This window comes from Curtobacterium sp. MCLR17_042, assembly GCF_003234695.1.
GTDB lineage: Bacteria > Actinomycetota > Actinomycetes > Actinomycetales > Microbacteriaceae > Curtobacterium > Curtobacterium flaccumfaciens.
The window spans coordinates 14,475-38,530 of the sequence record NZ_QKTD01000024.1 but is presented as its reverse complement, the minus strand read 5'-3'; the positions used below and the strand labels follow the sequence as shown (position 1 = coordinate 38,530).

The window sequence follows — 24,056 nt, the reverse complement described above, 5'->3', positions numbered from 1 at the left end:
GTTCGGCGGGGCGCGGGGCGGGGTTCGTCGGTCGCTTCGTGAGCAGAAATGGTCGGGTCGCCTTCGGGCACCCGACCATTTCTGCACTCCAAGTGCGGGCCACCTCGCACGCACCTCGCATGGTGCGAGAGCGCGCCCGCGGCGCGGATAGCCTGGGCGGGATGAGGAAGCGCGGCGGAACGGTGCTCGTGTTGGTGGCGATCGGGGTCCTGGCGGGCGTCCTGTCCGGGCTGTTCGGCGTCGGCGGAGGGGTCATCGTGGTGCCGGCGCTCATGGCCTTCGCACAGATGGACCAGCGTCGGGCCTCGGCCACCTCGCTCGTGGCGATCGCCCCCGCAGCCGTCGTCGGCGCGGTCACCTACGCCGTGCAGGGCGAGGTGCACTGGCTCGCGGCCCTGACCCTGGCGGTCGGGAGCGTCATCGGCGCCCCGATCGGTGCCCGGCTGCTCCGTGCCCTGCCCCTCCGCGCGCTGCCGTGGATCTTCGTCGGGTTCATCGCCGTCGTGCTCGTGTCGCTGTTCACGACGGTGCCGACCCGCGGTGGCGAGGTGCACTTCGGCGTCGTCGAGGCGATCGTCCTGCTGCTGCTCGGGCTGCTGTCGGGGGTGCTGTCCGGGCTCGTCGGCGTCGGCGGCGGGGTCGTCATCGTGCCGGGGCTCGAGGTCGTGCTCGGTGCAGGTGACCTGCTGGCGAAGGGCACGTCGCTGCTCACGATGGTGCCGACGTCGGTGTCCGGGACGGTCGCGAACCTCCGGCGCCGTGCGGTCGACCTGCGGGTCGGGCTGACGGTCGGCATCACCGCCGCCGTGTGCTCGCCGGGCGGTGCCGTGCTGGCGCGCCTGGTGGACCCGCAGGTGGGCACCTGGTTGTTCGCGGCATTCCTGGTGGTCGTCGCGGTCATCGTGCTCAGCCGCGGACGTCGGAGGGCACCACAGAACGACGCGAGCGACGGTGAGGTCGCGTGACGGGCCTCCAGGCAGGGCGCGACGCTGAGGCCGTGCTGGCGGCGTTCGCCCGCACCACCGGCGACGTCGCCGCGGCCCGCCGGGTCGCGCGGCAGTTCCACGACCTCGACGAGGGCGAGCGTTCGGCGCTGCTCTGGAGCGAGGACGACGGCGCGAAGCTCGTGGCTGTCCTGCTGCTCGTGCAGGCGATGCGGGCGCAGGCGGACCCGGAGCTCACCGACGAGTACCTGTCGGCGGCGAAGGCCGAGCGGTTCGAGGACCCGGTGCTCGTCGACCTGGCGGCCGAGGAACTCGTCGGCGCCCCCTTGCTGGGCGCTTCGACCGGCCCGCTGTTCGCGCTGGCGAAGTCCGACGTCGCGATGGTCCGGCGGACCGCGGTCGTGGCGACCCTGGCGTTCGTGAAGCAGGGCGACGCCGAGGTGCCGCTCGGGATCGCCGGACGCCTGGTGCGGGAGCGCAGCGAGACGGTGCAGTCGGCGCTCGGTTTGGTCCTGCGCGAGACGGGGAAGCGGGCGTCCGCGGCGGCGCTCGTGGCGTTCCTCGAGCAGAGCGGCCGGTTCCTCAGCCCGGCTGCCCGCCGGACGGCGACCGAGCACCTGCCCCCAGGGAAGCGTGACCGGCTGCGGGGCTGACCGAGCGGCGCTGTGCTGTGCTGTGAACCGACTGTGCAGTCTGCCCAACCGACCAAATGGTCGGTTACGGTCGACCGATGACCACGACCAGCACCACCCCGACCCACCGCGCCTCCGTCCGTGAGTGGGCGTCCCTCGGCGTCCTCACCCTGGCCGTGGTGCTCCTGGCGATCGACGGCACCGTGCTGGCCCTGGCGGTGCCGTCCCTGACCGCCGACCTCGACCCGACCGCGACCCAGGTGCTCTGGATCGGCGACGTCTACTCGTTCGCACTCGCCGGGTTGCTCGTCACGATGGGCAACGTCGCCGATCGGATCGGTCGGAAGCGCCTACTGCTCCTCGGCTCCGTCGCGTTCGGACTGGCATCGGCCGCTGCGGCCTTCGCCTCGAGCCCGGAGCTGCTCATCGCCGCACGGGCACTCCTCGGCGTCGCCGGCGCCACCCTGATGCCCTCGACGCTGTCGCTGGTGCGCACGATCTTCCGCGACCCGCGGCAGCGCACCACCGCCATCGCGGTGTGGTCCGCGGGCGCGACCGGTGGTGCCGCGGCCGGACCACTCGTCGGCGGGGCGCTGCTGGAACACTTCTGGTGGGGATCGGTGTTCCTCATCAACATCCCCGTCATCGCGGTGATCGTCGTCGCCGGGGCGTTCCTGCTGCCGGAGTCCCGCGGCGGCGCCCGGACCCCGATCGACCTGCTCTCCGCGGTGCTCTCGGTGCTCGCGATCGTGCCGCTGGTCTACGCCGTGAAGCACGTCGCCGGGCACGGGTTCGACTGGACGGTGCCGGCGACCGCGTTGCTCGGGCTCGCGTCGGGCTGGTGGTTCGTCCGGCGGCAGAAACGCCTGACCACGCCGCTCATCGACCTGCAGCTGTTCCGGATCCCGGCGTTCTCCGGTGCGGTGGTCGCGAACTCGCTGTCCGTCTTCGCGCTGAGCGGTCTGCTGTTCTTCTTCTCGCAGTACCTGCAGCTGGTGCGCGGGTTCACCCCGCTGCTCGCCGGAGCCGCGGAGCTGCCGGCCACCCTGGCGTCCATCGCGGTCATCGCCGTGATCGGCCTGCTCTCCCGTCGCGTCGGCCCCGGTCGCTCCATCGGCCTCGGGCTGGCGGTCGCCGCGGTCGGCATGGCCGGACTCGCCTTCGCCGAGGGGCTGCCGACGTACTGGGGGATCGCCATCGCGCTCGCCGTGGTCGGCCTCGGCGTCGGGGTGTCGATGACGCTGGCGACGGACGCGGTCGTCGCCGCGGCTCCGCGGGAGCGTGCGGGCGCCGCCTCGGCGATCTCGGAGACCGGGTACGAGCTCGGCGTCGCGCTCGGCATCGCGGTGCTCGGGTCGCTGCAGACCGCGTTCTACCGGTCGAACCTCGACCTCACGGGCGACAGCCTGGGTGCGGGGGTCGCGGACCGGGTCCGGGAGTCGCTGGCGTCGGCGAGCCAGGTACTGCAACCGGGGTCGCCGGTGCTCGAGCACGCCCGTGAGGCGTTCACCGGTGGCATGCAACTCGCCTCCGTCTGCGCCGCGGTGCTGCTCGCGGTCGCCGCCGTGGTCGCGCTCCGGGTCATCCCGAACCGGCAGGATGGACCGCATGACCACTGACCGCAGCACGGGCCCCGGCACCGGCACCGACGGCTCCCGCGACCGCGAGCGCACGCGGCAGGCCGTGCTCGAGTCCGCACGCCGATTGCTCGCCGAGCGCGGTACGCGGGTGAGCGTCGCCGAGATAGCGACCGAAGCCGGCGTCTCGAAGAGCGGGCTGCTGCACCACTTCCCGTCGAAGGACGAACTCCTGCTCGCGGTCGTCGAGCACGGGTTGGCCGCGTTCACGGACGAGGTCATGCAGCACGTGGACCTCGCCGAGAACCGACCGGGCAAGGTCCTGCGCGCCTACGTCCGGACGCTCTGCGGCGGCAGCGAGCAGGCGATGGACCTGTTCGCACCGTCGTCGCACTGGCCCGGTCTGATGGCCGTCCCGGGGATCGCCGCGGCCGTCGCCGCCGACGCCGAGCACTGGCGGACGCTGTTCGCACGCGACGGCCTGCCCGAGGACCGCGCACTGGTGGTCCGGCACGCGGCCGAGGGCCTCGCGGCCGCGGTCGGCATGCCGCCCTACCTGGACGAGCGGGAGCTCGCGGTCGCGCGCGACGCCTTGCTCGCCCTGGCAGAACCCGCCTGAGGCGACGGCCGGGAGGCCCGGTGCGAGTCCGCCCCGCCGCTGGCCGCCCGCGCGCACCGGCCCCACCGCCGTCCCGGTCCGACGCCTAGGCTGCGGGCATGCACACCGAGGTGCCCCGGATCGACGCCGGACTCGTCGAACGACTCGTCGCGGAGCAGTTCCCCGACTGGGCCGACCTGCCCGTGCGCGAGGTCGACCACCAGGGCTGGGACAACCGCACCTACCGGCTCGGGGACGCCCTGTCGGTGCGACTGCCGAGCGCGGCCGGCTACGTGCCCGCGGTCGAGAAGGAACAGGACGTCCTGCCGTACCTCGCCCGACGGCTGGACGTCGCGGTCCCGGAGGCCGTGGCGCTCGGGGAACCGGGCCAGGGGTACCCGTTCCCGTGGTCGGTGCGGCGGTGGCTCGACGGGGTGCCCGCCGTGCAGGTCGACGACCTCGACCACGAGCGCTTCGCGGCCGGGGTCGGTGCCGTGCTCCGGCAGCTCCGGAGCGTCCCGGCGACGGGCGGCCCCACCGCCGGCGCGCACTCGTTCCACCGCGGCGAGCACCCGTCCGTGTACGACGCCGAGGTGCGGACGGCGCTCAACACGCTCGGCGGCGGCGGCAGCGGCAGGACCGGTGGCACCGTCGTCGACCGCGGCGCGTGCGAAGCGGTCTGGGCCGAGGCCCTCGCCAGCCGGTGGGAGGCGCCGGCCGTCTGGTTCCACGGCGACGTCGCCCCGGGCAACCTGCTCGTCGACGACACCGGGCGGCTGTGCGCGGTGATCGACTTCGGCACGTGCGGCGTGGGGGACCCGGCGTGCGACCTCGTGCTCGCGTGGACGATGCTGGACGGGCCGGCGCGACGGGTGTTCCGGCGGGCCGTCGACCTGGACGACGACACGTGGGCGCGTGCACGGGGATGGGTGCTGTGGAAGGCGCTCATCATGCTCGCCGGCAGCGCCGGACCGGGCGGTCGCGACGAGCACGAGCGGGTCCTCACGGCCGTCCTCGCCTGAGGTCGCGGCCACGGCTGCCGACCCGCGCCGACGTGCGCGAGGGGGACGCGGGGCTGGGAGCGTCCACGGGGCGGGCGCGTACCGAGGAGGGGAACGCGAGTCGTGCCTCCAGGCAGGCTCGAAGCGACCACGAGAGGAACGCAACGTGCGCGCACTGACCTACCAGGGCACCGAGAAGGTGTCCGTCGAGACCGTCCCCGACCCGACCATCCAGGAGCCGACCGACGCGATCGTGCGGATCACCTCCACGGCGATCTGCGGCTCCGACCTGCACCTGTACCGCGTGCTCGGCCCGTACATCGACCGCGGCGACGTCCTCGGCCACGAGCCGATGGGCATCGTGGAAGAGGTCGGATCCGGCGTCACGAACCTGAAGGTCGGCGACCGGGTCGTCATCCCCTTCAACATCTCCTGCGGCCACTGCTGGATGTGCCAGCACGGCCTGCAGTCGCAGTGCGAGACCACCCAGGTGACCGAGTACGGCACCGGTGCCTCGCTGTTCGGCTACACGAAGATGTACGGCCAGGTCCCCGGTGGCCAGGCCGAGTACCTGCGCGTGCCGCACGCCGACTACGGCCCCATCGTCGTGCCGGACGACGGCACCCCCGACGACCGCTGGCTGTTCCTGAGCGACATCCTGCCGACCGCGTGGCAGGCCGTGCAGTACGCCCAGGTGCCCGAGGGTGGCACGCTCGCCGTGCTCGGCCTCGGCCCGGTCGGCCAGTTCGCCGCCCGCATCGGCAAGCACCTCGGCTACCGCGTGCTCGCCGTCGACCCCGAGCAGGTCCGCCGTGACCTCGGGGCGAAGCACGGTGCCGAGGTGTTCGACCTGACGAAGGACCTGGTGCCCGAGCTCGTCGACCTGACCGACGGTCGCGGCCCCGACGGGGTCGTCGACGCCGTCGGCATGGAGGCCCACGGCAACCCGATGGCGGGCTTCGCCCAGCGCGCTGCCGGCCTGCTGCCCGACAAGCTCGCGCAGAAGGCGATCGAGACCGCCGGGGTCGACCGCCTGGCGGCCGTGCACGCGGCCATCGACCTGGTCCGCCGCGGCGGCACGGTCTCGCTGAGCGGTGTCTACGGCGGCATGGCCGACCCGATGCCGATGATGACGCTGTTCGACAAGCAGATCACCATCCGCGAGGGCCAGTGCAACGTCAAGCGCTGGATCGACGACATCATGCCGCTCGTCTCCGACCCGTCGGACCCGCTCGGCACGCTCGACCTGACCACCCACCGCGTCTCGCTCGAGGATGCTCCGCACATGTACGAGGTCTTCCAGAAGAAGCAGGACGACTGCGTCAAGGTCGTGCTCGACCCCGCGATGGCCGCGGCCTGATGCGCATCGTCGTCGTCGGTGCGACCGGCAACGTGGGGACGGCGGTGCTCCGTCGGCTCGCGGCCGTGCGCGCCGACGGCGACGGGGAGGCCGGCCGTGACGGCATCGGCCGCGACGCCGCCGGCGTCCAGATCGTCGGTGTCGCCCGGCGCCTGCCGGACCTTCGCGCCGAGCCGTACGACGCCGCCGTCTGGCACGCCGTCGACGTCGGTGCCGCGGACGCCGTGGACCAGCTCGCCGCCGTGTTCCAGGGTGCCGACGCCGTCATCCACCTGGCGTGGGCGCTCCAGCCGACACACGACATCCCCGCGCAGCACCGCACGAACGTGACCGGCACGGCGAACGTCCTGGCGGCCGTGGCGCGGGCCGAGGTGCCCCAGGTCGTCGTCGCGTCCTCGGTAGGTGCTTACCGCGGGGTGGACGTCGACGGCAAGCGCATCCCCGTGGACGAGAGCTGGCCGACGGACGGGATCCCGACGGCGACGTACTCGATCCACAAGGCCGCCAACGAGGCCGCGATGGACGCGTTCGAGGCCGACCACCCCTCCGTGACCGTCACCCGGCTGCGCCCGGGACTGATCTTCCAGCGGGACGCCGCCGCCGAGATCCGGGGGCTGTTCCTCGGACACCTCGTGCCGATGTCGATCGTGCGGTGGATCCGCTGGCTCGTGCTGCCGCTGCCGTACCCGTTCGTGTTCCAGGCCGTGCACGCCGACGACGTCGCCGACGCCTACTGGCGAGCGGTCGACCGACGGGCAGCGGGGGCGTTCACCATCGCGGCCTCGCCCGTGCTCAACCCGCCGAGACTGGCCCGGGCCTTCGGCATGCTCGGCGCCGTCCGGATCCCGCTGCGGCTGCTGCGCGGGATCGTGACGGTGACGTGGCGGCTGCGGTTGCAGCCGACGGACGCCGGGTGGATCGACATCGCTGCCGGCGTGCCGATCATGCGGACCGACCGAGCCCGGTCCGTGCTCGGATGGGAGGCCCGACACACCTCCGAAGAAGCGTTGCGTGCACTCGTGGCCGGCTTCGCGGACGGTGCGAACGTTCCGGGGTCGGGGCCGCTGCGCGGCTGACCGGGCTGGGGCTGGCCGGGGGGCGGCGCTGCCGGGTCGCTTCGGGCGTACCGGGTGGTTTCGGGCGTACCGGGTCGGAAGTTCTGACCAGGTACGCCCGGTTCCACATTCCATCGCGGGCGTTCTGGGAAGGAACGCCCGCTCGTGTTCGCCGTCTCGCGCTACGCTTCGCTCGTCGTTGTGAGAAGGGGGAGCGCGATGGTGCTCAGTTGGTCCGCGTTCAGTGAGCTCGAGGGTCCGGGGGAGTCGGGGATGCCCGACCTGTTCGACGGCTGGTTCGGCATCGCGTTCGGGGTCGTCGCGGCGTTGGCGATCCTCACGACCCTGACGATCGTCATCCTGTCGCTCTACGGCGGCAAGCGGATGGCCGACCGTGGTCAGAACCCGCTCACCATGCAGGAGGACATCGCGTACCAGGCGATGCAGAGCCGCACGTTCGCACCGGACAAGCCGCTCGAACAGCGGCTCGCCGAACTCGACGACCTGCACGCCCGCGGCGTGATCTCCGACGAGGAGCACCGCAGCGCCCGAGCCGAAGCGCTGCGCGGACGATGATGGCCTCCGAAGAAGTGCAGAACCCCCTGATCCCGCCGGTCTACGACGTCGTCTGGACCCTGCTGATGGCACTCATCGTCATCGCGGTCATCGTCGCCGTGTGCATCGCGGTCGTCCGCAGCCGGCGCCCGCACGGTGCCCGTCGGAGCTCGCCGGAACAGCGGCTCCTCGAACTCGACGAGCTGCACGCCCGCGGGGTCATCACCGACGACGAGCGTCGAGCCGCGCGGGCCGAGGCCCTGCGCGGTTAGCCTGGTCGGGTGCTGCTGCCGACGGACCTGCTCGGGGTGTGGGACCTGCACCGCACCGTGCACGACCACCGCGCCGGTGCCACGGGGACCGTCACCGGGACGACCACCCTGACCCGGGTCGGTGACGACGAGGTGCGCTGGGACGAGTCGGGCGTGATGACCTTCGACGGTCGGACGATGCCCGTCTCACGGACCCTCGTCCTGCGGCGGACGAGTACCGGCGGCTGGACCGTGCACTTCTCCGACGGTCGGGTGTTCCACGACTGGGTCTGGGGCACGAGCGTCGCCCACGCCTGCACCCCGGACGACTACACGGGTGCCTTCGACGGCGACGAAGACCGCTGGACGGTGCGGTGGGAAGCGCGCGGCCCGGCGAAGGACTACCGGCTCGACAGCGTCCTCACCCGACCCCGGTCGTGACCCGGGGTCGGCGGTCACCGCCAGACTGGGGGCATGGCACGCTCCTCCGGCACCGACGCCCCGCGCATCACCCTGACCGAACCGACGAACCTCGAGGACTGGGCACCAGCACCCGGTGACGTCCTGACGAGTGACCGCATCGAGGGCAAGCGCATCGACGTCCTCGACCTGGCCGGCGAGCGACTGCCCGACCTGGAGATCGAGGAGTGCGTCATCGACACGTTCCGGGGCGACGACGCGGACTTCCGTGGGCTCCGGGTCCGTGACTCGATCATCGACTCGCTCGACGCCCCGATCCTGCGGGCGTCGAGCAGCTCGTGGCGCGAGGTCCGGGTCTCCGGCGGGCGCGTCGGCTCGGCGGAGCTGTACGACTCCGGGCTGAACGGCGTCGAGTTCGTCGGCATGAAGTTCGGGTTCGTGAACCTGCGGGGCTCGACGATCACCGACGTGGTGTTCCGCGACTGCGTCATCGACGAGCTCGACATCGCCGACGCGAAGCTGCTGCGGGTGTCGTTCGACGGCAGCAGCCTCCGCGCCGCCGAGGGGTCGAACACCCGCATCGACCACGTGGACCTGCGTGGAGCGGACCTCGATCGGGTCGAGCGGCTCGAGGGGTTCCGCGGGGCCACGATCGGCGCCGACCAGTTGTACACGCTCGCACCGCTGCTGGCAGCACAGGCCGGCTACCGCGTCGACTGACCGAGCCCGGGTTTCGCGCTCACCGACACTCCACGCCCGCCCCGCCCCGCGAACTGTCGCTCAGCGCGAAACATCGGCTGCAGGGACGCCCGCACCGACGCCCGCGCCCACCCCGGCCAGTGCCGCCGCCAGGTCGGCCTGCACCAGGTCGCCGTGCACCGCCGCGCCCGTCTGGGTGCCGGCCGCCGCCGACGCGATGACCGTCGCCATCGGGGACGTCACGTTGCCGGCCGCGTAGACCCCGCGCACGGCGGTCTGCCCAGCGGCGTCCACGGTCAGCGCCGTCGCGAACCGGTGGTCGCCCATGAACTGGTCGGTGGCGGCGAGGCCGAGCCCGGACAGGAAGTCCACCCGCGCCTCGGGCCGGCTCGCCGTGGCCACGGCATCGAGTTCGACGAACGACCCGTCGCCGAGCCGGACCCCGGTCAGCCGGTCACCCTCGGAGACCACGGCGGCGACGGGGCCCTCGATGACCGAGATGCCACGGGCCGCCAAACCGGCCAGGGCGGTGTCGTCCATCAGGGCCGGCTCGGTCAGGAACGCGGTCACCCGATCGCTCAGCGCCCGGAACATGAGCGCGTGGTGTGCGCCGTTCGGCGTCGTGACGAGGACCCCGATCCGCTGGTCGCGGATCTCCCACCCGTGGCAGAACGGGCAGTGCACGACCCCGCGCCCCCACTGCTCGGCCAGGCCCGGGACCTCCGGCAGGACGTCCACGGCGCCGGAGGCGACGACCAGCCTTCGCGCCGTGACGATCGCGCCAGAGTCCAGCGTGACCGAGAAGCCGACCGGGTCGTGACCGTCACCGGTCGTGGCGGACGTGGCCACGATCCTCCCGGCCGTGCCCTGGACGCCGTAGGCGGCGACCTCGTCGCGACCGATGCGGACCAGCTCGGCGGGCGCGACGCCCTCGTGGCCGAGGTAGTTGTGCGCGCCGGGCGCCGGGGCGTTGCGGGGCTCGCCGGAGTCGACGACGAGTACCGAGCGCCGCGAACGGCCGAGGATGAGGGCGGCGGAGAGGCCGGCGGCTGAGCCGCCGATGACGATGACGTCGAAGTGTTCAGGCATGCGCTGATCATGCGGCGGATCGAGCGTGAACAGCAACGATGTTTGCCGGTGTGGCAACATGGCCGTCATGGGACACGGCAGCCAGGACACGACCGCCCCGCGCACGACGGCCGAGGTCGTCGACGGGGTCGGCCCCCGCCTGCGCGCGCTGCGTGCCCACCGCGACGTCACGCTCGCCGCGCTGTCTGAGCAGACGGGGGTCTCGGTGAGCACCCTGTCGCGGCTCGAGTCCGGCCAGCGGAAGCCGACGCTGGAACTGCTGCTGCCCCTCGCCCGGGCGTACCAGGTGCCCCTCGACGACCTGGTCGGCGCACCGCAGACCGGCGACCCGCGCGTGCACATGAAGCCCGAGGTGCACGGCGGCCGCGTCGTCGTGCCGCTGACGAAGCGGACCGGCGGGGTGCGCTCGTTCAAGCAGCTGTTCCCGCCGAACACCCCGGGTGGGGAGCCGTCGCTCAAGACGCACGAGGGCTACGAGTGGCTCTACGTGCTGTCCGGACGGCTCCGACTGGTGCTGGGGGAGCACGACCTCGACCTCGGACCCGGTGAGGTCGCCGAGTTCGACACCCACACTCCGCACTGGATGGGCAACGTGACCGACTCCGTCACCGAGGTGCTGTGCCTGTACGGGCCGCAGGGTGAGCGGGCGCACGTGCGGTCTCGACCCGCCCGGTGACCCGTTGCGTCAGTCCGTGAAGACGTTCGCCACGACGTCGTCGAGCAGATCGGTCGTCTTTATGTTCGACTGCTGGATGTGGATGCCGAGGTCACCCCGCGTGAAGTACGTGTCGCCGTCCGTGACCGGGTACTGCGAGTTCTTCGAGACCTTCTGGCACAGGGACCCGTCGGACTCGTCGCCGCAGTCGTAGCCCTTCGCCGAGAGCTGCTCGAGCGCGTCGCGGGCCGCGGCCGGGTCGACGGCGTCGACCGCGATGGACAGGTACGAGATGTCGGCCTGCGGCTCTCGCCACACGCAGTACAGGCGCTTGCCGTCGCCCTGCAGCGCCGGGGTGAACGAGCTCTTCGGGATCGCGATCGGGTCGCCGACGACCGACGGGTCGTTGAGCGGTGCCGATGCGAACGCCTTGTCCCACTTGCCAGGGGTGATCAGGTCGGTGCAGCTGGCCGGGACGGTGGCGGTGTCGTCGCTCGGGCCCCCGGTGTCGGTGGGGCTCGGAGCGGCCGTGGTGTCGGTCGGGCTCGGTGCCGTCGTCGGGTCGGCTGCGGCGGCCGCGGTGTCGCTCGCCGGTCCGGCCGGTCCGGCCTGTGCGCAGCCGGTCAGAGCGAGCCCTGCAGCCAGCAGGGCAGCGAGCGTGATCGTGTGGCGCATGGTTCCCCTTCGTCCGGTCGCATCAGGTGATGACCGTCGCTCACGAACGTACCGACCGACGGCCGGGGTGGCTGAGACCGTCACCGATTCGTTGTCCCCCGTCCCCGTCGATCAGCGGCTGCGCCACCACCGCCGCGACGGCGACCCGGAGCGCAGGCGTCGCGCCCACCGGCGCACCGGGTTCGCCCGCCGGCCGTTCACGCGGAACGTGTGGAAGGCGCGTCGCGTCCGCACCCAGACGGACGGGAGGCCCGCCAACGGTCGCGCGGACACCTGCACGGTGAGCACGGGGTCGGCCACCACCCGCCAGGCCGGGTCGAGCTGCATGCTCAGGTCGACGTCGTCGTGCACCTCGGCGTCGTCGCGGTGCGCTCGCCCACCGACCGCGGCCCAGGTCGACCGGCGCATCGCCATGGCGGACCCGAACAGCGGCGGACGCCCGAGCGCGCTCCACATCAGGACGAAGTACGGGCCCATGTACACGGCGTTCCACAGTCGGCGCACCACGGCGCCACCGTTGCGGGGCCGGCCGGGACCGGTGACCGCGACGACCTCGGGGTCGGTGAGTAGACGGACCGCGTCGGCGATCCAGGACGGCGGTGGGACGGAGTCGGCGTCGAGCCGCACGACGACGTCGCCGGACGCCCGGTCGTAGCCGCGCGCCGAGGCCCGGGCGATCCCGCGCACCGGCTCCGTGAGCACGACCGCACCGGCGTCCCGGGCGATCGCCGCGCTGTCGTCGGTGCTGCCGTTGTCGACCACGACGACCTCGTCGGCCGGCCGGGTCTGGTCCGCGAGGGCGGCGAGGCACCGGCGCAGGTGCACGGCATCGTCCCGCACGGGGATCACGACCGAGACACGGAGCACCCGTCGATCCAACCGGCTTCCACCTGTGCGGATTGCCGGACCGCGTTTCCCGGTGATCCTGGGACCGGCCCAAGAGGGCACGGCGCAGGTTCGTTGCGAAACGCCCCCGGTGCACGCCGGGGACGACGACAACCGGAAGGCCGACCATGACCACGAACCCACCCGGGAACGACTCCGGGACGCCCATCCACGACCGCACCGCAGCCTCCGAGGGGCACGAGGTCGCCCCCGGCGTGACGGTGCCGTCGTACGCCAGCGGTACCCCCGCCGCGCGACCCACCGACCCCGGTGCGCCGCAGACCTACGACCCGTACGGCGACAGCGCCGCCGAGGTGCCGTTCGACGCGCCCCTCGACGCCGTCCCGGCCGACGAGCAGCTCCCCGCCGTCCCGTCCGCGGCATCCGCCGGCAGCGTTGGTGGCTCCGGCAGCACCGGCAGCGCCAGCGGCTCCGGCAGTGACTCGGGCAGCGGCTCCGGCAAGGCCGACGCGGCCAAGGGTGCCGCGCAGGACGTCGCCGGCGACGCCAAGGAGAAGGCCGCGAACGTCGCGGGCACCGCCAAGGAGCAGGCGTCGAAGGTCGCCTCCGAGGCGACCGACCACGCCAAGCAGCTCTACGGCCAGGCGTCCGAAAACCTCAAGCAGCAGGCCGGCGAGCAGCAGCAGCGCGCTGCCGGCGGACTCCGCTCCCTCGGCGAGCAGCTCGGTCGCATGGCCGAGAACGACGACGAGCAGGGCGTCGCCTCGAAGGTCGTCCGCGACCTGTCGGGCCGCGCGACCTCGGCCGCCGGGTTCCTCGAGAACCGCGACCCGGGCTCGCTGCTCGACGAGGTGAAGACCTTCGCCGCGAAGCGCCCCGGTACCTTCATCGCGATCGCCGCCGGTGCTGGCCTGCTCGCCGGACGCCTGACCAAGGCGCTCGCGACCGAGGTCAAGCACGAGAAGGAGGCCGGCGACGGCACCACCGGATCGGGGAGTGGCGTATGAGCCAGTCCGTCCCCGGCGCGACACCCCTGGAGGAACCGACGCCCGAGGAGCGCGCTGCGACCACACCGCTCGGTGAGCTGCTGTCCGACGTGTCGCGTGACCTCTCTAGTCTGTTCCGGCAGGAGGTCGCCCTCGCGAAGGCCGAGCTGACCGACTCCGCGAAGAAGGCCGGCAAGGCGGGCGGGATGTTCGGCGGCGCCGGACTCACCGCCGTGTTCGCCCTGCTGTTCCTGTCGATCGCCGCGTGGTGGGGCCTCGGCTACCTGATCGGCAACGCCTGGTCCGCCCTGATCATCGCGGTCGTGTACGCGATCGTCGCCGCGATCCTGGCCGTCCGCGGGCGCAAGGAGATCAAGGAGATCAAGGGCGCCCCGCAGACGGTCGAGACCGCCAAGGAAGTCCCCGAGACACTCAAGCCCAACACCGGGAGGAAGCCATGAGCACCCCAGACGAGATCCGCGCCGACATCGAGCGCACCCGCGGCGAACTCGGCTCCGACGTCGACGCCCTCGCCGACAAGGTCAGCCCGTCGTCCATCGCTCACCGCCAGAGCGAGAAGGTGAAGGGCCGGTTCCAGGACGTCCGTGAGTCCGTGATGGGCGCGGCCCAGTCGGCCCGCTCGAGCGCCTCCGGTTCCGCCTCGGGCGCGACCGGCCAGGCGAAGGACGTCGCGCAGAAGGGCGTCGAGAAGGCGAAGGGCAACCCCCTGGCCGTCGGCCTCATCGCGTTCGGTGCCGGTTGGCTCGTGTCGTCGCTCCTGCCGACCACCGAGAAGGAAGAAGAGCTCGCCGGTGAGCTGAAGGACAAGGCTGCACCGCTCGTCGACGAGGTCAAGGAGCAGGCGAAGGACGTCGGCTCGCAGCTCGGCGACGTGGCGAAGGAGCACGCGCAGGACCTCAAGGGGACCGCGCAGGACGCCGCGCAGGCGGTCAAGGGCGAGGCGCAGGGGGTCGCGTCCGACGTCAAGGACAACGCGCAGGGTGCGGCGGACGACGTCCGCAGCAGCTGAGCAGAACCCCGTGACGGACAGGAGGCGCGGTGCCAGCCGGCACCGCGCCTCCTGTCCGTGAAGCGGTAGCGTTCCGGGCATGGACCCGATCGACGAGCTCGCTGCGGAGCTCCGACAGTCCATCGGGCGGGTCGTGCGTGCCGCACGACGCGAGGCGGACGCGCTGCCGGCCACGCACACCACCACCCTAGGGTTCCTGCACCGCGAGGGCCCGATGACGATCGCGGAACTCGCGCGCCGCCGCGGGGTGAAGCACCAGGGGCAGTCCCGCACGGTCGGCGAACTGGCTGAACTCGGGTACGTCGACCGGACGGCGTCGGACACCGACCGCCGAGCGTCGGTCATCCGGATCACGGACGCCGGCCGGGCCGCACTGCAGCGCGACATGGACGCCCGCACGGACTGGCTGGCCGACGCGATCCGCGAGGAGACGGACGCCGAGGAGCGTGCGCTGCTGCGCCGTCTGCCCGAGCTGTTCGAGCGGGTCGCACGCCGGGCCGACTGAACGACTCCTCACCTCCTGGACAGCCGCAGAAGTACAACACGGCTGTACAGTTGTGCGCATGGAGTTGACGAAGTACAACCACGCCACCGTCGTCCTCGAGCAGGACGGCGTCACCCTCGTCATCGACCCCGGGGTGTTCACGCCCGAGGCCGTCGACCTCGTCCGCGGCGCCGCGGGCGTCCTCGTCACGCACGACCACCCCGACCACTTCGACATCGACGCCCTGCGTGCGGGGCTCGCGGCGAACCCGGACCTCGTCGTCCGCGGTCCGGAGACCGTCGTCGAGCAGCTCGGCGAACACCACGGGCGGGTCGCAGCGGTGCACGCCGGCGACACGATCACCGTCGGACCGTTCTCCGTCCGGGTCTTCGGCGAGCAGCACGCCGTCATCCACCCCGACATCCCCTCCACCGCGAACGTCGGCTACCTGGTGGACGGCGCGGTGTTCCACCCGGGCGACGCGTACCTCGAGCCCGGTGTCCCGGTGCCGACCCTGCTGCTGCCGACGAGCGGGCCGTGGACGAACACCGCCCAGGCCGTCGACTACGTGCGCGCCGTGGCGCCCGAGCGAGCGGTGCAGATCCACGAGGCGATGCTGAGCGAACTCGGCCAGCAGTCCGCCGCGCGCTTCCTCGGTCCGGACGGTCTCGGGCCGGTGCCCGTCCTGATCCTGCCGGCGGGGGAGACGATCACCGTCTGACGGACGCGGGCCGCCCCTGGGAGGCGATCCGGGCCTCCCGAGCAGCATGGACGGATGGCCGACGCACCCACGACAGCAGTCCTCTTCGACATCGACGGCACCCTCGCCGACTCGAACTACGCGCACATCGACGCGTGGTGGCGAGCGTTCCTGGCGGCGGGGGAGTCCGTCGACGCCTGGCGGATCCACCGCGCGATCGGGATGGACTCGGCGAAGCTGCTCGAGACGCTGCTGCCGGACGCGTCCCAGGAGACCCGCGACACCGCCAAGCAGTTCCACACCGCCTACTACGCCGAGCAGATGCCGCGGCTCCGGCTGCTGCCGGGGGCACGCGAGCTCCTGCAGGCCGTCGCCGAGGCCGGGCACGCCGTGGTCCTGGCGACCAGTGCGCCCGAGTCCGAACTCGCCCGCCTGCGCGACCTGCTCGACGCGGGCGAGTGGGTCACCGCCGAGACCAGCTCCGAGGACGTCGAGCAGGCGAAGCCGGACCCCGGCATCATCCGGGTCGCGCTCGACAAGGCGGGGGTCTCCGCCGACGACGCCGTGATGGTCGGGGACGCCATGTGGGACGTCGAGTCCGCCGGCAAGGTGGGGGTACCGTGCGTCGGCGTGATGACCGGCGGCATCGGCGGCGACGAGCTCCGCGGTGCCGGGGCGGCCGAGGTGTACGACGACGCGGCAGCCGTGCTCGCGGCGTTCCGTGCCGGTGAGGGCCCGATCGCGGCACTCGGCCAGCGCGCCTGACGGGCGGCGCCGGTCGCGCCGGACGGGCGGCGCCGGTCGCCTCGGTTTCCGCGTCGTCGGTCGCCCGTGCCAGGATCGACGTTCGTGATCACGATCGAACGCGTGTCCTGGGACGACCCCCGCAGCGTGGTGCTCCGCGCCCGCATGGACGACGAGATGCACGAGCGCTACGGGTCGGCGAACGCCGGCGAGGACCCGGCGGTCACCGCCGAGCGGGGTCGTGCGCTGAGCGTCGACCCGTCGACCGTCGTCACGTCGATCCTGGCTCTCGACGAGTCCGGCGAACCGGTCGGGCACATCGCCGTCCGGCGTCTGGGTGACGAGGTCGAATTGAAGCGCCTCATCGTGCTGGCCTCCGCGCGTGGCAAGGGTGCGGCCACCGCGCTGCTCGACGAGTGCGAGCGCGTCGGACGTGAACTCGGCGCCCCGCGGCTCATCCTGCAGACCGGCGACAAGCAGCCCGACGCCGTGGCGCTCTACCGCAAGACCGGCTGGGACCAGATCGACGTCTACGAGCCCTACGCCGCGACGATGCCGTGGTCGTTCTGCTTCGAGAAGACCCTGTAGCCCGACCACACCCCGTATTGCACTTTCAGCAGGAGAGTGCAATTCTTGCTCGGTGAGCACCACCGAACGCACCCGCGCGCTGCGCCGACGCATGATCGTCGAGGCACGTCGGGCGACGGTCGAACACGGGCTGCACGGCTTCACGATCGAGCAGCTCTGCGAGACCGTCGGGGTGTCGCGCCGCACGTTCTTCAACCACTTCGGGTCGAAGGACGACGCCGTGCTCGGCATCGAGCTCAACGCCGACGTCGAGGCGATCGACGCCTACGCCGCGGGCGGGATCGTCCCCGGCGAGCTCGACCCACTCGGGTCGATCGTGGCGCTGGCGATCGACCAGTTCCACCGGGTCGGCATCGCCCGCGCCGACGAGGCCCTGGTCCGCCGGGTGTTCGAGCGGGAGCCGGCACTCGTCGCACGGTTCCTGTCGGCGACCGACGTGCAGCTCGCCCGGATCACCGTGGCCCTGCGGCGACGGTTCGGGTGGGACGACCCCGCCGACCGCCGACCGCGCCTGGTCACCGAGGCTGCGGCCGCGTTGATGAAGGCCACCGCGACCGAGTACTTCGACGACGCGTTCGACGAGGCCACCGGGCCGACGTTCGACGAGCTGCTCACCGAGAACCTCCGCCTGCTCAGGGCGGTCACCACGACCGAACGGGAACACACCACATGAGCGCCACCGCGCCGGGCACCACCAAGCGTGCCCGCCCAGGCTCCGACGGCCCGCTGCTCCTGACGCAGCGTCGCATCTGGATCATCTTCTCCGCCCTGATCGCGGGGATGCTGCTCTCCAGCCTCGACCAGACCATCGTCTCCACCGCGATGCCGACCATCGTCGGCGAGCTCGGTGGCGTGGCGCACCAGGCCTGGCTGACGACGGGGTACCTGCTCGCCTCCACCATCGTGATGCCCGTCTACGGCAAGTTCGGCGACGTCCTCGGCCGACGCAACCTGTTCCTCATCGCGATCGCGCTGTTCACCATCGCGTCGGCCGGGTGCGCGTTCGCCACGGACTTCACGCAGCTCGTGGCGTTCCGCGCCATGCAGGGGCTCGGCGGCGGTGGCCTGATGATCCTGTCGCAGGCGATCATCGCGGACATCGTCCCGGCCTCGCAGCGCGGCAAGTACCTCGGCCCGCTCGGTGCGATCTTCGGCCTGTCCGCCATCGGTGGCCCGCTGCTCGGTGGTTTCTTCGTGGACCACCTCACCTGGAACTGGGCGTTCTACATCAACATCCCGGTCGGCATCGCGGCGTTCTTCGTGGCGTGGTTCGCGCTGACCCTGCCGAACAAGAAGGCGACGAAGCGCATCGACGTCCTCGGCGTGCTGTTCATGTCCGCCGCGACCACGTGCCTGGTGTTCTTCTCGGAGTTCGGCGGCAGCAAGGACCACGGCTGGGACGCCCCCGAGACCGGGGCCTGGTTCGCCGGTCTCGTCGTCTCGGCAGCGCTCCTGGTGTTCGTCGAGTCCCGTGCCCAGGACCCCGTGCTCCCGCTGTCGTTTTTCCGCAACCGCACCTTCCTGCTGGCGACCGGCATCGGCCTCGTGCTCGGCATCGGCATGTTCGCCGCGATCGGCTTCGTCCCGACGTTCCTGCAGATGGCCTCCGGCACCTCGGCTGCGGTCTCCGGCCTGCTGATGCTGCCGATGATGGCCGGCCTGATCGGCACCTCGATCGCCTCGGGTGTCCTGATCACCAAGACCGGGCGCTACCGGATGTTCCCGATCGTCGGCACGGTCCTGGTGGCCATCGCGATGCTCGCGATGACCCAGCTGGCGGCGGACACCCCGATCTGGCTGATCTGCGCGTACCTGTTCGTCTTCGGTGCCGGGCTCGGCCTGATCATGCAGGTGGTCGTCCTCGTCGCGCAGAACGCCGTGCCCGCCGAGCAGGTCGGCACCGCGACCTCGACGAACAACTACTTCCGTGAGGTCGGCGCCTCCCTCGGCACCGCCGTCTTCGGCGCGCTCTTCACCGCGCGGCTCACGACGTCGCTGACCGACGTGTTCCGCGGTGCCGGTGGGTCGGCGACCGATGCGGCGTCGTCGGCGGGCAGCATCGACCCGTCGACCGTCGCGGGCTTGCCGCCGGCGGTGCAGGACGGCGTCGTGAACGCCTACGCCGACTCGCTCGCACCGGTGTTCTGGTACCTGCTGCCGTTCATCGCGGTGGCGTTCCTGCTCGCGCTCTTCCTGCCGCAGATCACGCTCTCCGACACGGCCGGCATGGTCGCCCGTGGCGAGGCCGTCGGCGGCGAGGAGGCCGACGAGCTCGAGCGGGCGCAGCGCGCGGCGCGTGCGGAGCACGCGGCACCGGAGTCGGCGGACCGCACGCAGCAGTAGCCAGCCTCGCGAAAGCGACAGATCTGCGCGGAACGTCCGCGGACATCTGTCGCTTTCGCGAGGCTGCCGGTCGGTGGGCGGCAGGATCGGTCGCCATCGCGGGGTGGTCGCGCCCGTCGCTTCCTGGAGGCGCGGTGCGGGCTGGCACCGCGCCTCCCGTCCGGCGCGTCTGCGCCCACGGCGCGTGGCCAGCCCGCCTCCTTCGCGAAAGCGACAGTTCTCCGCGGAACATCCGCGTCGAACTGTCGCTTTCGCGGACCTGCCGCCTCGGACGTGCGAGATGTGTCGCTTTCGCGGGCCCGGCTCGGGCGCCGGCGCGGCGTGCTACGCGCCGGTGCTCGCGCGCGGCACGAGCCGCGTCGGCAGGGCCGCGGGCTCGGCGGCCGTGCCGTCGAGCGTCGCGAGGAGCCGCAGTGCCGCAGCCCGGCCGAGGTCGGCGCCGGGCAGCGCCACGCTCGTCAGGGCCGGCGCGGTGACCGACGACGACGGCAGGTCGTCGAAGCCCGCGACCGCGAGTGCTCCGGGGACGGCGATGCCGAGCGCACCGGCGACCCGCAGTACTCCGTAGGCCAGGGTGTCGGCTGCCGCGACGACGGCGGTGATGTCGTCGTCCTGCCAGGCCTCGATGACGTGCTCGGTGGCCGAGGCCGCGGCCTCCACGGTGAGGTCGGCGCGCGCGGTGACCTCGGAGACCGTGATGCCGGCGTCCGCGCAGGCCTGCTCGAACAGTTCGCGGCGCACGCCGAACGTCGCCGCCCGCGAGGTGCCGTCGAGGTAGCCCACGTGCCGGTGTCCCTGGTCGTGCAGGTGGGCGACGAGGTCGTGCACGCCGGTGGAGAGGTCGTAGTTGACGGCCTCGGGGCCGCCGGGGGCGTCGAGCAGCACCACGGGGACGCTCGCCGACATCGGCTCGTCGGCGGCCGGTGCGTCGACCAGGATGCCGGCCGGCCGGAGCCGTTCGAAGCGCCGCACGTCGGCCGCGACCGGCTGTGCGCCCCGCTCGGTGACGGAGAGCACGAGCTGGAACCGGTCGCCCAGGGTGTCGCGGACGCCACGGATGACCTCGGCGAAGAACGGGTTCGACAGGTCGGGGGCGATGAACACGACGAGGTCGCCGCTGCCGCGGGCCAGCGAGCTGGCGGCGTGGTCGACGACGTAGCCGAGGTCGTCCACGGCGTCGCGGACCCGTGCGGCGATGGGGGCGGAGACCCGCCCGCGGTCCTTGCCGTTCACGACGAGGGAGACCGTGGCGATGCTCGTGCCCGCGCGCTCGGCCACCATCGCCGCGGTCACACGACGGCTCGGAACGGCGGGGGAGGGCACCCGTCGATGCTAGCGAGCATGGTGGTCGAACTTGACGTCAAGCGTTTGACGTGTTTCGATGTCAAACGCTTGACGCGCCGCGTCGCCAGCGCTCTGCAGGCCCGTGGATCCCCACCACGTCGAGCACTCACCTCGATTCCCCGAAGAAGTGGAGCGCCCAGCGTGCCCGATGCGACCCAGCCCGCCGCGAAGATCATCCTCGACTGCGATCCCGGCCACGACGACGCCGTGGCGCTCCTGCTCGCCCACGGCAGCCCGGCCATCGACCTGCTCGCCGTGACCACCGTCGTCGGCAACCAGACCCTGCCGAAGGTCACCCGCAACGCCCTGGCCGTCGCGCGGATCGCCGGCATCACCGGGGTGCCGTTCGCCGCCGGAGCCGCCCGCCCGCTGCTCCGCCAGATCGAGGTCGCACCGGACATCCACGGCGAGAGCGGCCTGGACGGCCCGATGCTCCCCGAGCCGTCGTTCGACCTCGACGAGCGCCACGCCGTCGACCTGATCATCGACACCGTGATGGCCCACGAGCCCGGCACGGTCACCCTCGTGCCGACCGGGGGCCTGACGAACATCGCCCTCGCGGCCCGCAAGGAGCCCCGCATCGTCGAGCGCGTCAAGCAGGTCGTGCTCATGGGCGGCGGCGTGCACGTCGGCAACTGGAGCCCGGTCGCCGAGTTCAACATCGTCATCGACCCCGAGGCCGCGGCCATCGTGTTCGAGGCCGGCTGGGACGTCGTGATGGTCGGCCTCGACCTGACGCACCAGGCCCTGGCCACCCCCGAGGTCGCCGCGCGCATCGCCGGCGTCGGCACCGCCCCCGCCGCGTTCGTCGGCGAGCTGCTCGACTTCTTCGGCCAGACCTACAAGGACGCCCAGGGCTTCGACGCCCCGCCGGTCCACGACCCCTGCGCCGTCGCCTACGTGATCGACCCCACCATCGTCCGTGCCGTGAAGGTCCCGATCCACGTCGAGACCCAGGGCGCGCTGACCCTCGGCATGACCGTCGCCGACTTCCGCGCCCCCGCGCCCGAGGACTGCCGCACGAGCGCCGCGATGGAGCTCGACCACGGCCGGTTCTGGGACCTCGTCGTCGACGCCCTCGAGCGCATCGGCGAGACGGCCGACACCGGCTGGACCCCACGTGCCGCCGCCGACGCCGTCGAAGCCGGCATCACCACGACCCCGGAGCACTGAACCCCATGACCACCACCTCGACGAAGAAGTCGATCGGCGCCCTCACCGCCGCGCTCCTCGCCGCGTGCATCGCGTTCCAGCTGAACGCGAGCATGCTGAGTCCCGCCCTCGTCACGATGGCGCGCGAGCTCAACACCGACGACGCCACCATCGGGCTGTCGCAGACCCTGTACTTCACGCTCGCGGCGCTGTTCTCGCTGTTCCTGCCGCGGCTGTCCGACATCGTCGGCCGCAAGCGCGTGCTGATCGGCATGCTCGCCGTGATGCTCGTCGGCAGCATCGTCGCCGCGCTCGCGGTGAACGTGCCGATGCTGTTCGCCGGCCGCATCATCCAGGGCGTCACCGGTCCGGTCGTCCCGATCTGCCTGCTCGTCCTGCGCAACGAGATCAGCGACCCGAAGCGCTACGGCGCCGCGCTCGGCCTGCTCACCGCGGTGAACGGTGGCATCGCGGGTGTCGACGCCCTGGCCGGCGGCTGGATCGCGACGAACTTCGGGTTCCGCGGGATCTTCTGGGTCATCGCCGTCGTCACCGTCCTCGCCCTGCTCCTGGTCGCGGTCTGGGGCGTCGAGTCGAAGCCCTCGGCCGGCACCCGGATGGACTGGATCGGCGTCGTCCCCCTCGTGGTGAGCGTCGGTGCGCTGCTCACGGCGTTCAACGAGGCCGGCAAACTCGGCGCGGCGAACCCCGTGCTCGTGGTCGGTGGCGTCGTCGTCGCGCTCGTGGCCTTCGCGGTGTTCTGGGCCGTCGAGTCGAGGGTGCGGGAGCCTCTGGTCGAGACCCGGTTCCTGAAGCGCCGCGCGACCTGGGCGCTCCTCGCCACGACGTTCCTCACCATGACCGGCGTCTTCGCGGTCGTCAACGGTCTGGTCACGTCGCTCGCGCAGAACGGGGACGCCGGCTTCGGCATGGAACCCGACCTGGCCTCGCTCGTGTTCCTCACCCCGTACGCGCTGGTCGGCTGGATCGTCGGACCCTTCGCCGGACGCCTCGCCCCGACCATCGGGTACCGCGCGGTCCTGCGCTTCGGACTCATCGGCAGCATCGTCTCGACGGTCCTGATGGCGCTCGTCGGCGTGCACTCCCTGCCGGTGCTGGTCACCGCGACGGTGCTGATCGGCATCACCTACGCCGGCATCGCGAACATCATCCTGAACGGCCTGGGCATCGTGCTGTCGCCGGAGTCGAACCCCGGGTTCCTGCCCGGGCTGAACGCCGGTGCGTTCAACCTCGGCGCCGGGGTCAGCTTCGCGGTCCTGCCCGCGCTGCAGATCGCGCTCGGCGTCGGCGGTTCCGCGGGCACCGCCGGGTACTCCGGTGGCATGCTGCTCGGGGCCGCGATCACGACCGTCGCACTCGCGATCTCGTTCCTCATCCCCCGTCCGGAAGGCGCCGAGACCACGTCCGTCGCCCCGCAGAAGGAGACCGTCCGTTGACCGAGAGCATCGTCGTCGTCGGGTCGCTCAACGCGGACCTGGTGGTCCGCACCGCGCGCTTCCCCCAGCCCGGTGAGACCCTGCAGGGCTCCGACCTCGCGATCCTGCCCGGGGGCAAGTCCGCCAACCAGGCGGTGGCTGCCGGGAGGCTCGGGGGCACGGTGCGCATGATCGGTGCGGTCGGCGACGACGGGAACGGTGCGCTGCTCCGCGACTCCGTCGCGGCTGCGGGTGTCGACACGACGCACGTCGCGATCCGGGAGGGCGTCGCGACCGGCACCGCCGTCATCACGGTCGACGCCGCAGGCGAGAACACCATCGTGATCTCCGCCGGTGCGAACGGCACGCTGACGCCGGACGACGTGCCGGCCGACGCCTTCGCCGACGCCGCGGTGCTGGGGCTCTGCCTCGAGGTGTCGATCGACGTCGTCCTCGCCGCCGCCCGGGCCGCGCACGCCGCCGGGGTCACGGTGCTCACGAACCTGTCGCCGTTCGGCACCGTGCCGGCCGAGCTCCTCGAGCTGACCGACGTCCTGCTGGTGAACGAGCACGAGGCCGCGGCGCTCGGTGACCACGGCGTCGCCCGATCGATCGTCACCCGTGGTGGTGCCGGCTGCGTCGTGCACGATCGCGGTGCCGAGCCGGTGTCGATCGACGCCGTGCGGGTCGAGCCGGTGGACACCACGGGCTGCGGCGACGCCTTCATGGGTGCGGTGGCGCTGCGTCTGGCCGCGGGCGACACCCTCGTCGACGCCGCTCGGTTCGCGGTGGGGGTCGGGGCGTACGCCGCGACCAAGCCGGGCGCACAGGCCTCGTACCCGACCGCCGCCGAGCTGGAGGCGTTCCTGCGGGCGTAGGGCGGGCCTCCCGG

Annotated in this window: 28 protein-coding genes; 24 read left to right on the top strand and 4 right to left on the bottom strand. The window is 72.3% G+C overall.

Going from position 1 to position 24,056, the window contains the following annotated elements; all coding sequences use genetic code 11:
* Positions 1-119: 119 nt before the first annotated feature.
* The 11 genes from DEJ02_RS17475 (at position 120) to DEJ02_RS17425 (ending at position 9,113) form a co-directional block, all read left to right on the top strand.
* Positions 120-965: a sulfite exporter TauE/SafE family protein gene (locus tag DEJ02_RS17475; protein WP_111033974.1), complete on the top strand. Its 846-nt coding sequence runs from the start codon at positions 120-122 to the stop codon at positions 963-965.
* On the top strand, positions 962-1,597 hold the full coding sequence (locus DEJ02_RS17470; protein WP_111033970.1) for a DNA alkylation repair protein: 636 nt from the start codon (positions 962-964) through the stop codon (positions 1,595-1,597). The genes DEJ02_RS17475 and DEJ02_RS17470 overlap by 4 nt, the downstream gene beginning before the upstream one ends.
* Before the next feature lie 77 nt (positions 1,598-1,674).
* Positions 1,675-3,195, top strand: coding sequence for an MFS transporter (locus tag DEJ02_RS17465; protein WP_111033973.1), 1,521 nt, complete (start codon positions 1,675-1,677; stop codon positions 3,193-3,195).
* Positions 3,185-3,772 (top strand): TetR/AcrR family transcriptional regulator, encoded by a 588-nt coding sequence (locus DEJ02_RS17460; RefSeq protein ID WP_051597141.1) that lies wholly within the window; start codon positions 3,185-3,187, stop codon positions 3,770-3,772. Before DEJ02_RS17465 ends, DEJ02_RS17460 begins: the two co-directional genes overlap by 11 nt.
* 98 nt (positions 3,773-3,870) lie before the next feature.
* Positions 3,871-4,773, top strand: a complete 903-nt coding sequence (locus tag DEJ02_RS17455) for an aminoglycoside phosphotransferase family protein (protein WP_111033969.1) — start codon at positions 3,871-3,873, stop codon at positions 4,771-4,773.
* A 145-nt stretch (positions 4,774-4,918) separates the two neighbouring features.
* Positions 4,919-6,112: a zinc-dependent alcohol dehydrogenase gene (locus tag DEJ02_RS17450; RefSeq protein ID WP_071404842.1), complete on the top strand. Its 1,194-nt coding sequence runs from the start codon at positions 4,919-4,921 to the stop codon at positions 6,110-6,112.
* Positions 6,112-7,188, top strand: coding sequence for an NAD-dependent epimerase/dehydratase family protein (locus DEJ02_RS17445; protein ID WP_111033968.1), 1,077 nt, complete (start codon positions 6,112-6,114; stop codon positions 7,186-7,188). The genes DEJ02_RS17450 and DEJ02_RS17445 overlap by 1 nt, the downstream gene beginning before the upstream one ends.
* Positions 7,189-7,386: 198 nt before the next feature.
* Positions 7,387-7,743, top strand: coding sequence for an SHOCT domain-containing protein (locus DEJ02_RS17440; protein WP_111033967.1), 357 nt, complete (start codon positions 7,387-7,389; stop codon positions 7,741-7,743).
* Positions 7,743-7,994 carry a hypothetical protein gene (locus DEJ02_RS17435; RefSeq protein WP_111033966.1) on the top strand — a complete coding sequence of 84 codons (252 nt, stop codon included), beginning with the start codon at positions 7,743-7,745 and terminating at the stop codon, positions 7,992-7,994. The genes DEJ02_RS17440 and DEJ02_RS17435 overlap by 1 nt, the downstream gene beginning before the upstream one ends.
* Positions 7,995-8,003: 9 nt before the next feature.
* Positions 8,004-8,414: a DUF6314 family protein gene (locus DEJ02_RS17430; protein ID WP_111033965.1), complete on the top strand. Its 411-nt coding sequence runs from the start codon at positions 8,004-8,006 to the stop codon at positions 8,412-8,414.
* 33 nt (positions 8,415-8,447) lie between these two features.
* Positions 8,448-9,113, top strand: coding sequence for a pentapeptide repeat-containing protein (locus DEJ02_RS17425; protein ID WP_111033964.1), 666 nt, complete (start codon positions 8,448-8,450; stop codon positions 9,111-9,113).
* A 60-nt stretch (positions 9,114-9,173) separates the two neighbouring features.
* On the opposite strand, the gene DEJ02_RS17420 is transcribed toward DEJ02_RS17425, so the two are convergent.
* Complete coding sequence (locus DEJ02_RS17420) at positions 9,174-10,181, bottom strand: NAD(P)/FAD-dependent oxidoreductase (RefSeq protein WP_111033963.1); 1,008 nt, start codon at positions 10,179-10,181, stop codon at positions 9,174-9,176.
* Between the two features lie 58 nt (positions 10,182-10,239).
* Here DEJ02_RS17420 and DEJ02_RS17415 point away from each other — a divergent pair, with 58 nt between their 5' ends.
* Positions 10,240-10,857 (top strand): helix-turn-helix domain-containing protein, encoded by a 618-nt coding sequence (locus tag DEJ02_RS17415; protein ID WP_111024918.1) that lies wholly within the window; start codon positions 10,240-10,242, stop codon positions 10,855-10,857.
* Positions 10,858-10,866: 9 nt separating this feature from the next.
* Here the strand turns inward: DEJ02_RS17415 and DEJ02_RS17410 are convergent, their stop codons facing one another.
* Together DEJ02_RS17410 and DEJ02_RS17405 are read right to left on the bottom strand one after the other, a co-directional pair.
* A complete protein-coding gene (locus tag DEJ02_RS17410) occupies positions 10,867-11,511 on the bottom strand; it encodes a hypothetical protein (RefSeq protein ID WP_111033962.1) in 645 nt (214 codons plus the stop codon).
* 111 nt (positions 11,512-11,622) lie between these two features.
* On the bottom strand, positions 11,623-12,378 hold the full coding sequence (locus tag DEJ02_RS17405) for a glycosyltransferase family 2 protein (protein ID WP_258378775.1): 756 nt from the start codon (positions 12,376-12,378) through the stop codon (positions 11,623-11,625).
* A gap of 146 nt (positions 12,379-12,524) precedes the next feature.
* Here DEJ02_RS17405 and DEJ02_RS18365 point away from each other — a divergent pair, with 146 nt between their 5' ends.
* The 9 genes from DEJ02_RS18365 to DEJ02_RS17360 all read left to right on the top strand — a co-directional run bounded on the left by DEJ02_RS18365 (position 12,525) and on the right by DEJ02_RS17360 (position 19,232).
* Positions 12,525-13,364: a hypothetical protein gene (locus DEJ02_RS18365; protein ID WP_258378774.1), complete on the top strand. Its 840-nt coding sequence runs from the start codon at positions 12,525-12,527 to the stop codon at positions 13,362-13,364.
* Positions 13,361-13,804 carry a phage holin family protein gene (locus tag DEJ02_RS17395; protein WP_111033960.1) on the top strand — a complete coding sequence of 148 codons (444 nt, stop codon included), beginning with the start codon at positions 13,361-13,363 and terminating at the stop codon, positions 13,802-13,804. Before DEJ02_RS18365 ends, DEJ02_RS17395 begins: the two co-directional genes overlap by 4 nt.
* Positions 13,801-14,373, top strand: coding sequence for a DUF3618 domain-containing protein (locus tag DEJ02_RS17390; protein ID WP_111033959.1), 573 nt, complete (start codon positions 13,801-13,803; stop codon positions 14,371-14,373). The genes DEJ02_RS17395 and DEJ02_RS17390 overlap by 4 nt, the downstream gene beginning before the upstream one ends.
* A gap of 79 nt (positions 14,374-14,452) precedes the next feature.
* Complete coding sequence (locus tag DEJ02_RS17385; protein ID WP_071245883.1) at positions 14,453-14,878, top strand: MarR family winged helix-turn-helix transcriptional regulator; 426 nt, start codon at positions 14,453-14,455, stop codon at positions 14,876-14,878.
* A 58-nt stretch (positions 14,879-14,936) separates the two neighbouring features.
* Positions 14,937-15,578: an MBL fold metallo-hydrolase gene (locus DEJ02_RS17380; protein WP_111033972.1), complete on the top strand. Its 642-nt coding sequence runs from the start codon at positions 14,937-14,939 to the stop codon at positions 15,576-15,578.
* Between the two features lie 54 nt (positions 15,579-15,632).
* Positions 15,633-16,322: an HAD family hydrolase gene (locus DEJ02_RS17375; RefSeq protein WP_111033958.1), complete on the top strand. Its 690-nt coding sequence runs from the start codon at positions 15,633-15,635 to the stop codon at positions 16,320-16,322.
* Between the two features lie 84 nt (positions 16,323-16,406).
* Positions 16,407-16,889 (top strand): GNAT family N-acetyltransferase, encoded by a 483-nt coding sequence (locus DEJ02_RS17370; RefSeq protein WP_246566111.1) that lies wholly within the window; start codon positions 16,407-16,409, stop codon positions 16,887-16,889.
* A 52-nt stretch (positions 16,890-16,941) separates the two neighbouring features.
* Positions 16,942-17,562 (top strand): TetR/AcrR family transcriptional regulator, encoded by a 621-nt coding sequence (locus DEJ02_RS17365; protein ID WP_258367298.1) that lies wholly within the window; start codon positions 16,942-16,944, stop codon positions 17,560-17,562.
* Positions 17,559-19,232, top strand: coding sequence for an MDR family MFS transporter (locus DEJ02_RS17360; protein WP_111033957.1), 1,674 nt, complete (start codon positions 17,559-17,561; stop codon positions 19,230-19,232). Before DEJ02_RS17365 ends, DEJ02_RS17360 begins: the two co-directional genes overlap by 4 nt.
* Before the next feature lie 324 nt (positions 19,233-19,556).
* On the opposite strand, the gene DEJ02_RS17355 is transcribed toward DEJ02_RS17360, so the two are convergent.
* Positions 19,557-20,555, bottom strand: a complete 999-nt coding sequence (locus DEJ02_RS17355; protein WP_258378773.1) for a LacI family DNA-binding transcriptional regulator — start codon at positions 20,553-20,555, stop codon at positions 19,557-19,559.
* 162 nt (positions 20,556-20,717) lie between these two features.
* Between DEJ02_RS17355 and DEJ02_RS17350 the strand changes: the two genes are divergently transcribed.
* Genes DEJ02_RS17350 through DEJ02_RS17340 form a run of 3 tightly spaced genes read left to right on the top strand, consistent with a single transcriptional unit; the run spans position 20,718 to position 24,042 of the window.
* Positions 20,718-21,749 carry a nucleoside hydrolase gene (locus DEJ02_RS17350; RefSeq protein WP_071251777.1) on the top strand — a complete coding sequence of 344 codons (1,032 nt, stop codon included), beginning with the start codon at positions 20,718-20,720 and terminating at the stop codon, positions 21,747-21,749.
* A 5-nt stretch (positions 21,750-21,754) separates the two neighbouring features.
* Positions 21,755-23,185, top strand: a complete 1,431-nt coding sequence (locus tag DEJ02_RS17345; RefSeq protein ID WP_111033956.1) for an MFS transporter — start codon at positions 21,755-21,757, stop codon at positions 23,183-23,185.
* On the top strand, positions 23,182-24,042 hold the full coding sequence (locus DEJ02_RS17340) for a ribokinase (protein ID WP_111033955.1): 861 nt from the start codon (positions 23,182-23,184) through the stop codon (positions 24,040-24,042). Before DEJ02_RS17345 ends, DEJ02_RS17340 begins: the two co-directional genes overlap by 4 nt.
* The last annotated feature ends 14 nt before the right edge of the window (positions 24,043-24,056 follow it).

What these genes read in the sequence shown, in the direction of transcription:
- DEJ02_RS17475 (WP_111033974.1), top strand. Translation starts at nt 120, where the DNA reads ATGGTGCGAGAGCGCGCCCGCGGCGCGGATAGCCTGGGCGGGATGAGG.
- DEJ02_RS17465 (WP_111033973.1), top strand. Translation starts at nt 1,675, where the DNA reads ATGACCACGACCAGCACCACCCCGACCCACCGCGCCTCCGTCCGTGAG.
- DEJ02_RS17460 (WP_051597141.1), top strand. Translation starts at nt 3,185, where the DNA reads ATGACCACTGACCGCAGCACGGGCCCCGGCACCGGCACCGACGGCTCC.
- DEJ02_RS17455 (WP_111033969.1), top strand. Translation starts at nt 3,871, where the DNA reads ATGCACACCGAGGTGCCCCGGATCGACGCCGGACTCGTCGAACGACTC.
- DEJ02_RS17445 (WP_111033968.1), top strand. Translation starts at nt 6,112, where the DNA reads ATGCGCATCGTCGTCGTCGGTGCGACCGGCAACGTGGGGACGGCGGTG.
- DEJ02_RS17440 (WP_111033967.1), top strand. Translation starts at nt 7,387, where the DNA reads ATGGTGCTCAGTTGGTCCGCGTTCAGTGAGCTCGAGGGTCCGGGGGAG.
- DEJ02_RS17435 (WP_111033966.1), top strand. Translation starts at nt 7,743, where the DNA reads ATGGCCTCCGAAGAAGTGCAGAACCCCCTGATCCCGCCGGTCTACGAC.
- DEJ02_RS17425 (WP_111033964.1), top strand. Translation starts at nt 8,448, where the DNA reads ATGGCACGCTCCTCCGGCACCGACGCCCCGCGCATCACCCTGACCGAA.
- DEJ02_RS17420 (WP_111033963.1), bottom strand. Translation starts at nt 10,181, where the DNA reads ATGCCTGAACACTTCGACGTCATCGTCATCGGCGGCTCAGCCGCCGGC.
- DEJ02_RS17415 (WP_111024918.1), top strand. Translation starts at nt 10,240, where the DNA reads ATGGCCGTCATGGGACACGGCAGCCAGGACACGACCGCCCCGCGCACG.
- DEJ02_RS17410 (WP_111033962.1), bottom strand. Translation starts at nt 11,511, where the DNA reads ATGCGCCACACGATCACGCTCGCTGCCCTGCTGGCTGCAGGGCTCGCT.
- DEJ02_RS18365 (WP_258378774.1), top strand. Translation starts at nt 12,525, where the DNA reads ATGACCACGAACCCACCCGGGAACGACTCCGGGACGCCCATCCACGAC.
- DEJ02_RS17395 (WP_111033960.1), top strand. Translation starts at nt 13,361, where the DNA reads ATGAGCCAGTCCGTCCCCGGCGCGACACCCCTGGAGGAACCGACGCCC.
- DEJ02_RS17390 (WP_111033959.1), top strand. Translation starts at nt 13,801, where the DNA reads ATGAGCACCCCAGACGAGATCCGCGCCGACATCGAGCGCACCCGCGGC.
- DEJ02_RS17385 (WP_071245883.1), top strand. Translation starts at nt 14,453, where the DNA reads ATGGACCCGATCGACGAGCTCGCTGCGGAGCTCCGACAGTCCATCGGG.
- DEJ02_RS17380 (WP_111033972.1), top strand. Translation starts at nt 14,937, where the DNA reads ATGGAGTTGACGAAGTACAACCACGCCACCGTCGTCCTCGAGCAGGAC.
- DEJ02_RS17375 (WP_111033958.1), top strand. Translation starts at nt 15,633, where the DNA reads ATGGCCGACGCACCCACGACAGCAGTCCTCTTCGACATCGACGGCACC.
- DEJ02_RS17360 (WP_111033957.1), top strand. Translation starts at nt 17,559, where the DNA reads ATGAGCGCCACCGCGCCGGGCACCACCAAGCGTGCCCGCCCAGGCTCC.
- DEJ02_RS17345 (WP_111033956.1), top strand. Translation starts at nt 21,755, where the DNA reads ATGACCACCACCTCGACGAAGAAGTCGATCGGCGCCCTCACCGCCGCG.